At 38.0% G+C, this 11,889-nt stretch carries 21 protein-coding genes; 20 read left to right on the top strand and 1 reads right to left on the bottom strand.

Features of this window, described 5'->3' with window-relative positions; translation table 11 throughout:
- Positions 1-52: 52 nt before the first annotated feature.
- Positions 53-664, bottom strand: coding sequence for a hypothetical protein (locus OQZ33_RS10885; protein WP_265799055.1), 612 nt, complete (start codon positions 662-664; stop codon positions 53-55).
- Between the two features lie 173 nt (positions 665-837).
- On the opposite strand from OQZ33_RS10885, the gene OQZ33_RS10880 reads away from it, so the two are divergent.
- The 20 genes from OQZ33_RS10880 (at position 838) to rplF (ending at position 11,886) form a co-directional block, all read left to right on the top strand.
- Positions 838-2,094, top strand: a complete 1,257-nt coding sequence (locus OQZ33_RS10880; protein ID WP_265799054.1) for a prephenate dehydrogenase — start codon at positions 838-840, stop codon at positions 2,092-2,094.
- Positions 2,095-2,132: 38 nt separating this feature from the next.
- Positions 2,133-2,675, top strand: a complete 543-nt coding sequence (locus tag OQZ33_RS10875; RefSeq protein ID WP_265799053.1) for a hypothetical protein — start codon at positions 2,133-2,135, stop codon at positions 2,673-2,675.
- Between the two features lie 247 nt (positions 2,676-2,922).
- Positions 2,923-3,756, top strand: a complete 834-nt coding sequence (locus OQZ33_RS10870; RefSeq protein ID WP_265799052.1) for a sulfite exporter TauE/SafE family protein — start codon at positions 2,923-2,925, stop codon at positions 3,754-3,756.
- Between the two features lies 1 nt (position 3,757).
- Positions 3,758-4,153 (top strand): DUF1634 domain-containing protein, encoded by a 396-nt coding sequence (locus OQZ33_RS10865; protein ID WP_056848526.1) that lies wholly within the window; start codon positions 3,758-3,760, stop codon positions 4,151-4,153.
- 172 nt (positions 4,154-4,325) lie between these two features.
- Positions 4,326-4,943, top strand: a complete 618-nt coding sequence (gene rplC, locus OQZ33_RS10860) for a 50S ribosomal protein L3 (protein WP_056849254.1) — start codon at positions 4,326-4,328, stop codon at positions 4,941-4,943.
- A gap of 4 nt (positions 4,944-4,947) precedes the next feature.
- Positions 4,948-5,577, top strand: coding sequence for a 50S ribosomal protein L4 (rplD, locus tag OQZ33_RS10855; RefSeq protein WP_010599909.1), 630 nt, complete (start codon positions 4,948-4,950; stop codon positions 5,575-5,577).
- Between the two features lies 1 nt (position 5,578).
- Positions 5,579-5,869: a 50S ribosomal protein L23 gene (gene rplW / locus OQZ33_RS10850; RefSeq protein ID WP_056848527.1), complete on the top strand. Its 291-nt coding sequence runs from the start codon at positions 5,579-5,581 to the stop codon at positions 5,867-5,869.
- Positions 5,870-5,889: 20 nt separating this feature from the next.
- The gene (gene rplB, locus OQZ33_RS10845) at positions 5,890-6,714 is read left to right on the top strand and encodes a 50S ribosomal protein L2 (RefSeq protein ID WP_056848528.1); all 825 of its coding nucleotides are present in this window, start codon (positions 5,890-5,892) and stop codon (positions 6,712-6,714) included.
- Positions 6,714-6,980, top strand: coding sequence for a 30S ribosomal protein S19 (gene rpsS / locus OQZ33_RS10840; protein ID WP_010599906.1), 267 nt, complete (start codon positions 6,714-6,716; stop codon positions 6,978-6,980). The genes rplB and rpsS overlap by 1 nt, the downstream gene beginning before the upstream one ends.
- A gap of 7 nt (positions 6,981-6,987) precedes the next feature.
- Positions 6,988-7,347, top strand: a complete 360-nt coding sequence (gene rplV / locus OQZ33_RS10835; protein WP_056848529.1) for a 50S ribosomal protein L22 — start codon at positions 6,988-6,990, stop codon at positions 7,345-7,347.
- 9 nt (positions 7,348-7,356) lie between these two features.
- On the top strand, positions 7,357-8,202 hold the full coding sequence (rpsC, locus tag OQZ33_RS10830) for a 30S ribosomal protein S3 (RefSeq protein WP_056848530.1): 846 nt from the start codon (positions 7,357-7,359) through the stop codon (positions 8,200-8,202).
- 40 nt (positions 8,203-8,242) lie between these two features.
- Positions 8,243-8,665, top strand: a complete 423-nt coding sequence (rplP, locus tag OQZ33_RS10825) for a 50S ribosomal protein L16 (protein ID WP_010599903.1) — start codon at positions 8,243-8,245, stop codon at positions 8,663-8,665.
- A gap of 71 nt (positions 8,666-8,736) precedes the next feature.
- The gene (gene rpmC / locus OQZ33_RS10820) at positions 8,737-8,949 is read left to right on the top strand and encodes a 50S ribosomal protein L29 (RefSeq protein WP_025145217.1); all 213 of its coding nucleotides are present in this window, start codon (positions 8,737-8,739) and stop codon (positions 8,947-8,949) included.
- 13 nt (positions 8,950-8,962) lie between these two features.
- Positions 8,963-9,217: a 30S ribosomal protein S17 gene (gene rpsQ, locus OQZ33_RS10815; protein ID WP_010599901.1), complete on the top strand. Its 255-nt coding sequence runs from the start codon at positions 8,963-8,965 to the stop codon at positions 9,215-9,217.
- A 1-nt stretch (position 9,218) separates the two neighbouring features.
- A complete protein-coding gene (gene rplN, locus OQZ33_RS10810; protein ID WP_010599900.1) occupies positions 9,219-9,587 on the top strand; it encodes a 50S ribosomal protein L14 in 369 nt (122 codons plus the stop codon).
- A gap of 1 nt (position 9,588) precedes the next feature.
- Positions 9,589-9,930, top strand: a complete 342-nt coding sequence (gene rplX / locus OQZ33_RS10805; RefSeq protein ID WP_265799051.1) for a 50S ribosomal protein L24 — start codon at positions 9,589-9,591, stop codon at positions 9,928-9,930.
- Positions 9,927-10,493 (top strand): 50S ribosomal protein L5, encoded by a 567-nt coding sequence (rplE, locus tag OQZ33_RS10800; protein WP_086547740.1) that lies wholly within the window; start codon positions 9,927-9,929, stop codon positions 10,491-10,493. The genes rplX and rplE overlap by 4 nt, the downstream gene beginning before the upstream one ends.
- Positions 10,493-10,762: a 30S ribosomal protein S14 gene (gene rpsN / locus OQZ33_RS10795; protein ID WP_025145214.1), complete on the top strand. Its 270-nt coding sequence runs from the start codon at positions 10,493-10,495 to the stop codon at positions 10,760-10,762. The genes rplE and rpsN overlap by 1 nt, the downstream gene beginning before the upstream one ends.
- Before the next feature lie 146 nt (positions 10,763-10,908).
- Positions 10,909-11,310: a 30S ribosomal protein S8 gene (gene rpsH / locus OQZ33_RS10790; protein WP_235527300.1), complete on the top strand. Its 402-nt coding sequence runs from the start codon at positions 10,909-10,911 to the stop codon at positions 11,308-11,310.
- Positions 11,311-11,328: 18 nt separating this feature from the next.
- Positions 11,329-11,886: a 50S ribosomal protein L6 gene (gene rplF / locus OQZ33_RS10785; RefSeq protein WP_265799050.1), complete on the top strand. Its 558-nt coding sequence runs from the start codon at positions 11,329-11,331 to the stop codon at positions 11,884-11,886.
- Positions 11,887-11,889 lie beyond the last annotated feature (3 nt).

The following is an 11,889-nucleotide window of genomic DNA, read 5'->3' as shown; positions in this document are numbered from 1 at the left end:
AAGACCAAGATCAAGGTTGAGATTGTTGGCTCAGCCTTGATCTCTACCTCAATTACCTTCCTCGGGAATCATCCCATCTATTTCTTTCGTCCTGAAGTTCACGTGCCAACTTCATTTCTTTATCTTTCGCTTTAACCTTGTGTGCCTGGAATTCATCTGCAACTTCCTGGTAAAGCTGTGTTCTGTAAGTCGCTTCCTTTCTATATTTACCAGATTGAAAAATTACTATTGCCAAGCCAGCGCCCAGAATAATAATAATTGCCCAAACGATGGTGTTATAGGTTCCTTTGTTAAAAGATATCCCCAGAAATTTAATTTCATTAACGGAAGCTGTGGCATCTGCCAATGAGTTTTCTTTTCCAGAAACTTCACCTTTCAACGTAGAAATGGTTTTTGCCTGGGTTGTAATTTCTTGTTTTGCCTCTTGCAGTTGTTTGCGTTCTTTCCTCAAAGTGTCATTTACACTTTTCCACACTCCAGATAATCTTGAAGGGTTAATCAGCCTTGCGCCATATAAACTCTTAGATTTCTTTAACATAAACTGATATTGACCATTTAGCGATGGATCGGTGTTTTTTGTTGTATCTGGCAAAGTTTGACCAAAAGCAATGTTTAAAAATAGCATAGCGCCTAAAAACAATAGGGTGTGTTTAATTTTCTGCATAGTTTAAATATAGGTGTTTGAGTGTAAAACTACATTTTTATCTATTTCCCAGTTAATAATTTTTAACTAATGGCTTTATAGGTTTTAATTGTTGTGTGTTTTCGTTATCTGTTAAATAACAATTTAATCTACGTTTTATTATAATTTACTTATCGATAGATTACATTTGCCTCATGCAAATAGGAATTATCGGTTTGGGCGATATGGGCAAATTATATGCGCTGTCGTTTGCAAGCGAAGGTTATAAAGTATGCGGGGCAGATATGCCTTTAAGGTTTTCGGATTTAAAAAATGAATTAGAGCCGAAAGGAATCGAGGTATTAATTGATGGTCATGAAGTGGCCCGCAAATCAGACTTTATTATTTACTGTGTGGAAGCAGAAAAGATTGATGAAGTAGTTTCTACGTTTGCTCGTTCTACAAAGTTTGGCGCAATTGTATCCGGACAAACCTCTGTTAAACATCCGGAAATTGCAGCTTTTGAGAAACACCTTCCAAATGATACACAGATTGTAACCTGCCACTCTTTACACGGGCCGGCTTTTAGTCCCGAAGGGCAAACTTTGGTGGTCGTTCGCCATCGGGCTACCGATGAAGTTTATGCTAAAGCTTTAGCCGTTTACCGTTCGCTTAAATCGAATATTATCGAAATGGACGATTATCGTGAGCATGACCGTATTGTGGCGGATACACAAGCCGTTACCCACATGGGCTTCGAGAGCATGGGTTCAGCATGGAAAAATGCAGGTTTCTTTCCATGGGATAACCCAGCTTATGCTGGCGGAATCGATAATGTGAAAATCTTGACCACGCTCAGAATTTTTAGCTACAAATCACATATTTATGCTGGCTTAGCAATATTGAATCCTTACGCTCAGAAGCAGGTAAAATATTACGCTCAGGCAGAATCGGAATTATATAAGCTGATGATTTGTGAAAATGAAGTTGAATTTAGGGAGAAAATTTATGCTGCCCGCGATTTTGTATTTCATGAAAGCAGAACGCTTCTGCTCCTTGATGATAACATCATGAAAGAATTTAGCCTTTCTGACGCAGATCATAAGCAAAAGCCAAATTCGCACTTAAGTTTGCTAAGTATGGTTTACGCCTGGTATAAAATGGGCGTAAATCCATATGATAACCTAATTTGTCAAACCCCACCTTTTAAATTGAGGCTTGGCATAGCAGAATATCTTTTCAAAAACGAGGAGATGTTGGAAGAATCTATCCACACCGCGTTGTACGACAAATCTATCCGCGGCGACGATTTGGAATTTCATACTGCTGTTCATGAATGGGCATCGATAATAGGATATGGTGATTTGAAAGGATATAAGGAACATTTTGAGGCCGCAAAATCATTTTTTGCGAATCGATTGAATGATGGGAGAGACCTCAGTGCAGAAATGATTAGGAGGTTAGGGAAGTAGTGGCAAAATCAGAATCAGTTGTCGAATTGCAAACTCATTTGGCTGATGTTGAAAGTTTATGCCAGGAATATGATTTGGGAAATAAACTGGTGGTTTCTCAAATTGCTAAACGAGTGTTGATCCTATTTCACAATGCCGAACAATCCAAATCATTACTTACTCAATTGAAGCTTAATCACATTCAGCTTAACTGTAGTTCAGAAACTTATCAATCAAAAAGTGTAAACAACTTTATTGGCTTGCTAAAGCTGGAGCATAGAAAAGGAGCAGGCTGGGATTATCTGCCGAAGCTTGAACAATCTAGTCTGATTAAAGTATCGTTAGAAAACTGGTGGAGTAATAAAAAGATACTGGTTGATTCCAGTTCAATTGCATTTACGAGAGCTAAAATCATAAAAGCGCTAGCCGGGAATGATCAAATAATGATAGATACATCAGGTTGGAAGCTTACTGATGCTAATGGAAACAAAAATACAATTAATCTAATACCAGGGACGGTTAGACAGATTGCTTACGAAGTCATCGAGACTTTTAAAAATATGGATATTAATAGGGAGAGTAAGCTTCATCATAAATCCTGAGTTAATATTCAGCTCGCACCTGGTTCTGAGAAGTGCCGTGTCATTATAAGATTGCACTGTTGAAACAAGTACTGCTAACACGCTCGTTAAAAAAGAGAGCTTGAAAGTAGAGCGTAGCTAACAACCTATAATATGCCATTAAATTTTAATTACCACGTTCCAATTTATATCATCCATATATTATATAGACTTTATTTTATTCCATAATCCTTCGTTTAGCCAAAAACTGTCCCTTATCTTTGCCCGCATGTCGGTTTTGTTATTTACCATCATCGTTTTGTTAGGCGCTTTTTTGGCAGGTTTATTAGGTTCATTAACAGGCTTGGGTGGGGGTGTAATTATTATTCCGCTATTAACACTGGCGCTCGGGGTTGATATACATTATGCCATCGGTGCATCAATTGTTTCGGTAATAGCAACTTCATCAGGTTCTGCGGCAGCTTATGTAAAAGAAGGAATTACAAATATTCGAATCGGTATGTTTCTTGAAATTGCCACTACGATAGGAGCCATTTCTGGCGCTGTAGTAGCCGTTTATCTCAATGCAAATTATATTGCCATCATTTTTGGGTGCATCTTAATTTTCTCCGCCATCATGACGTTGAAGAAAAAGATCGATCATACCACTTTAGACAAGACTGATAAATGGGCAAAATTTTTCAAACTGAACAGTAGCTATCCTGATAAGGGCGTAGATCATGCTTATGCAGTTAAAAATGTACCTGCTGGCTTTGCGATGATGCTTTTTGCTGGGACGCTTTCTGGTCTTTTAGGTATTGGCAGTGGTGCGCTAAAAGTAATCGCGATGGATAACATCATGCGTTTGCCTTTTAAGGTATCTACAACCACGAGTAACTTTATGATGGGGGTAACGGCAGCTGCAAGTGCGATTGTTTATTTGCACCGCGGTCAGATAGATCCCGGAATTGCAATGCCCGTTTGTATTGGAGTTTTAACCGGCGCTTCGATTGGATCGAAAGTTTTGTTGCGAACTAACACCGACAAACTAAAAATTGTTTTTGCAGTTGTAGTTACTTTTTTAGCACTACAAATGATTTACAAAGGAATCAGCGGCTTGTAAAATGAACGAAGAGAAAAACGAAAATATTAATGATAAGGATATCCAGGTTGTATTAGGAACGCTTTTGCGTGCTGGTGTAATCATATCGATGAGTATCGTACTGATTGGTGGTGTCATTTTTCTTATTCATAACAAAGGGGTAATAACCGATTATAAAGTTTTTAAGCCAGAACTTTCAAAATTTTCGTCGATTGGTGAGATTTTTAAAGGCTTATCGAGCTTTCATGGTGATGCCATAGTTCAGTTCGGAATCCTAATGCTCATTTTTACCCCAATCGCCCGCATCATTTTTGCCATATTTAGCTTTTTGATAGAGAAAGATTATCTCTATGTTCTTATCGGATTTATCATCCTTGCCATCATAACTATCAGTTTAAATGGTGGTTTGGCACATTAACATCTGGTTAAAAGTTAAAAGCCAACATATCAACAATTTATTTGGAAAAATATTTGGCTAACTATTTGAAAATTAATAATTCTTGTCTATCTTTGCCGTCCCTTTCGGGGGATGTACAACCACCTTGAACGAAGCCCTACTGCTTCGATGGGTGTTAAAAAGAAAAGATAAAATGTCAGGAATTATTGGAAAAAAAGTAGGAATGACCAGTATCTTTGATGCCGAAGGAAGAAACATTCCTTGTACGGTAATCGAGGCTGGGCCTTGTGTAGTTACACAAGTGAAAACCGAAGAAAAAGACGGGTATTCATCAATCCAATTGGGTTACGATGAGAAAAAAGAGAAAAACACAACTCAACCGTTAAAAGGCCATTTCGCGAAAGCAAACACAACTCCGAAACGCAAACTTGTTGAATTCGATTCGTTTACAACTTCACTTAACTTAGGTGATGTCGTAACTGTTGATGCATTCGCAGAAGGCGATTTTGTTGATGTTGTCGGTACCTCAAAAGGTAAAGGTTTTCAAGGTGTTGTAAAACGCCACGGATTTGCCGGTGTTGGTATGCAGACTCACGGTCAGCATAACCGTTTACGTGCCCCAGGTTCATTGGGAGCATCATCATTTCCTTCACGTGTATTCAAAGGAATGCGCATGGCAGGAAGAACAGGTGGAGACAGAGTAAAAGTTCAAAACTTACAAGTTTTGAAAGTTTATGCTGAGCAAAACCTATTAGTAGTTAGTGGTTCCATTCCAGGAGCTAAAGGTTCTTACGTAATCTTAGACAAGTAATCAGATGGAAGTTAAAGTATTAAACATTTCAGGTAAAGAAACAGGTGCCAAGGTGCAACTTCCTGAATCGGTATTTGGTATCGAGCCTAACGACCACGCGATTTATTTAGATGTAAAACAGTATTTGGCTAACCAACGTCAAGGTACTCACAAATCTAAACAACGTAATGAGATTGCTGGTTCAACTCGTAAACTATACAAGCAAAAAGGTACAGGTGGTGCCAGAGCAGGTAGCATTAAATCTCCGTTATTTAACGGTGGTGGTCGTGTTTTCGGTCCTCAACCACGTGATTATAGCTTTAAATTGAACAAGAAATTAAAATCATTAGCACGTAAATCTGCTTTAGCTTATAAAGCAAAAGATAACAGCGTGGTAGTTTTAGAAGATTTCAACTTCGATACAGCGAAAACAAAAAACTACACAAGTTTATTGGCTGCGTTAAACGTAGGTACTCAAAAAACTTTATTGGTTTTACCTGCACAAAATAATAATATCTATTTATCAAGCAGAAACGTTCAGAAAACTAAAGTAATCTCGGCAGCAGATTTAAATACTTATGATGTATTAAACGCTGGTGTACTTGTGTTAACTGCAGATTCTGTTAAAACTTTGGAGGAGGCATTTGCCAAGTAATATGGAAATTTTAAAAAAACCAATATTAACCGAAAAAGCTTCAGCTTTAACTGAAAAATCTAACCGTTTCACATTCGCTGTTAACCACAAGGCTAACAAAATCCAAATAAAAGCGGCTATTGAGAAATTGTACGGTGTTACCATCGTTGCAGTGAACACCATGGTTGTTGATGGAAAAGCGAAATCTCGTTACACTAAAGCAGGTTTTGTTTCTGGCCGTAGCCCGAAATACAAAAAAGCAATCGTAACGTTAAAAGACGGCGAAACAATAGATTATTACGCAACTCTTTAATTTAATAATTAATTATAACTATGGGCTTAAGAAAATTTAAACCAGTTACTCCAGGTACCCGCTTCAGAGTTGGTGCTAGTTTTACGGAGATTACAGCAACCAAGCCCGAAAAATCATTGGTTGTATCATCAAAAAAGTCTGGTGGACGTAACAACACAGGTAAAATGACTATGCGCTACATGGGTGGTGGTCATAAAAAATCATATCGTTTAATCGACTTCAAACGCGATAAATTCGATATTCCTGCAACAGTAGCTACTGTTGAATACGATCCAAACCGTACTGCCCGCATCGCATTATTACATTATGCAGATGGCGAGAAGCGTTACATTATTGCTCCAGAAGGTTTGCAAGTTGGTTCGGTATTATTATCGGGCGAAACAGCAGCTCCAGAAGTAGGTAACACTTTAAAATTATCGAACATTCCATTAGGTTCTATCATCCACAACGTGGAGATTCACCCTGGAAAAGGAGCACAATTAGCTCGTAGTGCAGGTGCTTATGCACAATTAGCTGCCCGCGATGGTAAATATGCTACTTTGAAAATGCCTTCAGGCGAAACCCGTTTAATCTTGACTACTTGTCTTGCTACTATAGGTGCGGTATCTAATTCAGATCACGCAAATGAAGTATTAGGTAAAGCTGGTCGTAAACGTTGGTTGGGCCGTCGTCCGAGAACTAGACCGGTAGCGATGAACCCTGTCGATCACCCAATGGGTGGTGGTGAAGGTAGATCATCAGGTGGTCACCCACGTTCAAGAAATGGCGTTTTAGCTAAAGGCTACAAAACCAGAGAACTTAAAAAATATTCTAATCGTTACATCATAGAGAGAAGGAAGAAATAATGGCTCGTTCGATAAAAAAAGGACCTTATATTGACCATAACGTAGAGAAAAAAGTAAACTCTATGAATGATTCAGGCAAAAAGTCTGTAATCAAAACTTGGTCTCGTAGATCAATGATTTCACCAGATTTCGTTAATCATACATTTGCAGTACACAATGGTAATAAATTTATCCCTGTGTATGTTACAGAAAACATGGTTGGTCACAAGTTGGGAGAATTTGCTCCAACCAGAACATTCAGAGGACACGCTGAAAAGAAAAAATAATTAGACAATGGAAGCAATAGCAAAATTAAACAATTGTCCAACCTCGCCGCGTAAGATGCGTTTGGTTGTAGATCTTATCAGAGGTGAACGTGTAGAAAAAGCATTAAGTGTTTTAAAGTTTACCAATAAAGAAGCAGCAATAAGAGTTGAGAAATTATTATTATCTGCTATCAACAACTGGGAAGCTAAAAATGGCAAAACTTCTGATGGAAGTGAGTTATTTGTTAAAACCATTATGGTAGATGGTGGTCGTCAACTTAAACGTTTACGTCCAGCACCTCAAGGCCGTGGATATAGAATTCGTAAGCGTTCAAACCACGTTACGCTGATTGTAGATAGTAAAAGTACAGAAACAACTCAAAACTAATTTTAGGAAATGGGACAAAAAGCAAATCCAATAGGTAACAGGTTAGGTATCATCAAAGGATGGGATTCTAACTGGTTCGGTGGCAACAACTACTCCGATAAATTAGTTGAAGATGAGAAAATAAGAAAATACCTTTCTGCTCGTATCGCTAAAGGTGGTGTTGCTAAAGTGGTTATCGAGCGTACGTTAAAACGTATCACGGTAACAATCCACACAGCTCGCCCAGGTATCGTAATCGGTAAAGCAGGTGCTGAGGTTGATAAAATCAAAGAAGAGTTAAAGAAATTGACTAAAAAGGAAATTCAAATTAACATTTTCGAGATTAAACGCCCAGAGCTTGATGCACAATTAGTTGCAGAAGGTGTTGCAAAACAATTAGAAGCAAGGATCTCATTCCGTAGAGCAATGAAATCTTCTATCGCATCAACCATGCGTATGGGTGCTGAAGGTATCAAAATCATGACTTCTGGTCGTTTAGGTGGTGCTGAGATGGCACGTACTGAGCAGTACAAAGAAGGAAGAGTGCCTTTGCATACATTCCGTGCTGATATTGACTATGCTTTAGCTGAAGCTTTAACCACTTATGGTAAAATCGGCGTTAAAGTGTGGATCTGTAAAGGTGAGGTTTATGGAAAACGTGATTTGTCTCCAAACATCGGTTCGACAAACAACGGTCCAAAAGGCGCATCAGATAAACCAGCTTTCGGTGGAAGAGATAACCGTGGTGGTGGAAGAGATAACCGTGGCGGTGGTAACGACAGACGTGGTGGAAACCAAGGCGGCGGTCGTGGTCCAGGCCAGGGTGGTGCAAACAGAGGTGGTGGCGCAGGCGCTAACAGAGGTCCTCGTAAATAATTGATTTATTAACATCGTTTAACGATTAGAACAAAATAAAATGTTACAGCCAAAAAGAACGAAGTTCAGGAAGATGCAAAAAGGCAGAATGAAGGGTTTAGCTTCTCGTGGAGCTGAATTAGCATTCGGATCTTTCGGTATCAAATCTTTAGAAGCAACTTGGATTACAAGTCGCCAGATAGAGGCTGCTCGTATCGCGGTAACCCGTTTCATGAAACGTGAAGGCCAGGTATGGATCAGAATTTTCCCGGACAAACCAGTAACTAAAAAACCTGCTGAAGTACGTATGGGTAAGGGTAAAGGTGCTCCTGAGTATTGGGTAGCAGTTGTAAGACCTGGACGCGTAATTTTCGAAGCTGAAGGTGTGCCTTTAGAAGTAGCTAAAGAAGCATTGCGTTTAGCAGCTCAGAAATTACCAATCCAAACCAAATTCGTAGTACGTAGAGATTACGTAGAAGCATAGTAAAATGTTGAGGTGAATGTTGTAAATACTTGTTTATTATAACCGCTACACTCAACTTAAAAAAAAGAAAAATGAAAAATTCAGAAATCACAGGGCTTTCAAAAGAAGAATTAGTAGCTAAGATTGCGGAAGAAAAAGAGAACTTATCAAAATTGAAGTTCGCACACACTATTTCAGCTATCGAAAATCCTTCGCGTATTGCGAAAGTAAGGAAAGACATAGCCCGTTTAAACACTGAGTTGACTAAAGTGAAAAACACTGAGTCAGCTACTGAAACTAAATAATTTGAGAGTCGACATGGAAAGACAATTAAGAAAAACAAGAACGGGATTAGTGGTAAGCAACAAGATGGATAAATCTGTTGTAGTGAGCGTGGAACGTAAAGTAAAGCACCCGATTTATGGTAAGTTCGTTAAGAAAACTACCAAATTTATGGCTCACGACGAGAAAAACGAATGCGGTATCGGTGATACAGTATTGATTATGGAAACTCGTCCCTTGAGTAAAAACAAGAACTGGAGATTGGTACAAATTTTAGAAAGAGCTAAATAAGATGGTACAACAGGAATCGAGATTAAACGTTGCTGATAACAGCGGCGCAAAAGAAGTATTGGTAATTCGCGTGCTAGGTGGAACCGGCAAACGTTATGCTTCAATTGGTGATAAAGTAGTTGTTACCGTAAAAAGCGCATTACCGTCAGGTAATATTAAAAAAGGTACAGTTTCAAAAGCAGTTGTTGTAAGAACTAAAAAAGAAATCCGTCGTAAGGATGGTTCTTATATCCGTTTTGACGATAATGCTGCTGTATTATTGAACGCACAGGATGAGCCAAGAGGTACACGTATCTTTGGCCCGGTTGCGAGAGAACTACGTGAAAAACAATTCATGAAAATTGTATCATTAGCACCGGAGGTATTATAAAATGGGAAACAAAGTAAATACACCATCAAAACTTAAAATCCGCACTGGAGATTTAGTTAAAGTAATTGCTGGCGATTCAAAAGGTCAACAAGGAAAAGTACTTTCAGTACAAATAGATAAAAACAGAGCCATTGTGGAAGGCGTTAACTTAGTGTCTAAACACACTAAACCAAATGCTGCAAATCCGAACGGTGGTATTATTAAAAAAGAAGCTGCTCTTCACATTTCTAACTTGATGTTGGTTGATCCAAAATCTGGTAAAGCCACTCGCGTTGGTCGTAAACTTAACGCTGATGGTAAAATCGTTAGAGTTGCTAAAGTTTCAGGGGAGGAAATTAAATAATGGCTACACCTAGATTAAAAAGCAAATACAAAGAAGAAGTTGTAAATGCATTAAAAGAGAAATTTCAGTACAAAACTGTAATGCAGGTTCCTAAATTGGAAAAAATCTGTATCAATCAGGGTGTTGGTCGTTTTTCTGTTACTGATAAAAAGATTATGGATACCACAATCGTTGAGTTGACTACTATTACTGGTCAGCAAGCGGTTCCGGCTAACTCTAAGAAAGATATCTCTAACTTTAAATTACGTAAAGGTATGCCAGTAGGTGTACGCGTAACATTACGTGATAATAATATGTATGAGTTCTTAGATCGTTTGATTTCTGTAGCTTTACCACGTATCCGTGATTTTAAAGGTATTAACGATAAAGGTTTCGATGGTAAAGGAAATTACACATTAGGTGTAACTGAGCAAATCATCTTCCCAGAGATTAATATAGATAAAATCAATAAAATTTTAGGGATGGATATAACTTTCGTAACTTCGGCAAAATCTGACGTTGAGGCTCTTGAGTTATTGAAACAATTCGGATTACCATTTAAAAATCAAAAAACAGCAGAATAATGGCAAAAGAAGGTGTAAAAGCACGCGAAGTTAAGCGCCAAAAATTGGTAGCTAGATACGCTGAAAAACGTGCGGTATTAAAAGCTGCGGGAGATTTCGAGGGTTTAGATAAATTACCTAAAAACTCATCTCCAGTACGTTTACACAACCGTTGTAAATTAACTGGTCGTCCACGTGGTTATATGCGTACCTTTGGAATTTCAAGGGTAACGTTTCGCCAAATGGCACTAGACGGTAAAATACCAGGTGTTAAGAAGGCATCTTGGTAATAAAAGTATAAAGTAATTAGTATAAAGTATTTAGATCATTTGATCTTTATACTTTATACTATTGTCTATATACTAAAAAAAGAATTTTAACCGATAGCAGGTCCCACAGCTGAGTAGCAGAAGGAAACCACTATCAAAAACAATAAATAATGAATACAGATCCAATAGCAGATTATTTAACAAGAGTAAGGAATGCCATTAAGGCCAACCACCGTGTTGTAGAAATTCCTGCATCAAACCTTAAAAAAGAAATTACTAAAGTTCTTTTCGATAAAGGTTACATCGCGAACTACAAGTTTGAAGATACAACAGTTCAAGGCATTATTAAAATTGCTTTGAAATACAATCCAATTACTAAAGTTCCTGCTATTCGTACATTAGTGCGAGTAAGTAAACCAGGTTTGAGAAACTATGCTGGTGTTGAAAATATGCCAAGAGTATTAAACGGTTTAGGTATCGCAATCTTATCTACTTCTAAAGGTGTAATGACTGATAAAGAAGCAGCCAAATTAAACATTGGTGGTGAGGTATTGTGTCACGTTTATTAATATTAGGAGAACAGCACAATGTCAAGAATAGGAAAAGCCCCAATTACAATCCCTGCAGGTGTTACCATTACTGTATCGAAAGATAACGTAGTAAGTGTAAAAGGCCCTAAAGGTGAATTAACACAAGCAGTAGATTCAGATATCACTGTAAGTCAAGAAGATGGAATTTTAACAGTTCAACGTCCATCAGAACAAAAGAAACATAAAGCATTACACGGTTTATATCGCTCACTGCTTAACAACATGGTTGTTGGTGTTACAGATGGTTATAAATTAACTCAAGAATTAGTAGGTGTTGGTTACCGTGCTACAAACCAAGGTAATACACTAGATCTAGTTTTAGGTTATTCTCACCATTATGTATTTCAATTACCAGAAGAGATTAAAGTAACTACATCTTCAGAAAAAGGTCAAACTCCTAAAATCATTTTAGAAAGTATTGACAAACAATTGATAGGTCAGGTAGCAGCTAAAATCCGTTCGTTACGTGCACCAGAGCCATACAAAGGTAAAGGTATCAAGTTTGTAGGTGAAGTGTTAAGAAGAAAAGCAGGTAAATCAGCGTCTAAAAAATAGTAA

The organism is Pedobacter sp. MC2016-05 (genome assembly GCF_026239735.1).
Classification (GTDB): domain Bacteria; phylum Bacteroidota; class Bacteroidia; order Sphingobacteriales; family Sphingobacteriaceae; genus Pedobacter.
The sequence above is the reverse complement of the archived record's forward strand: the minus strand, read 5'-3'. Positions and strand labels throughout refer to the sequence as shown.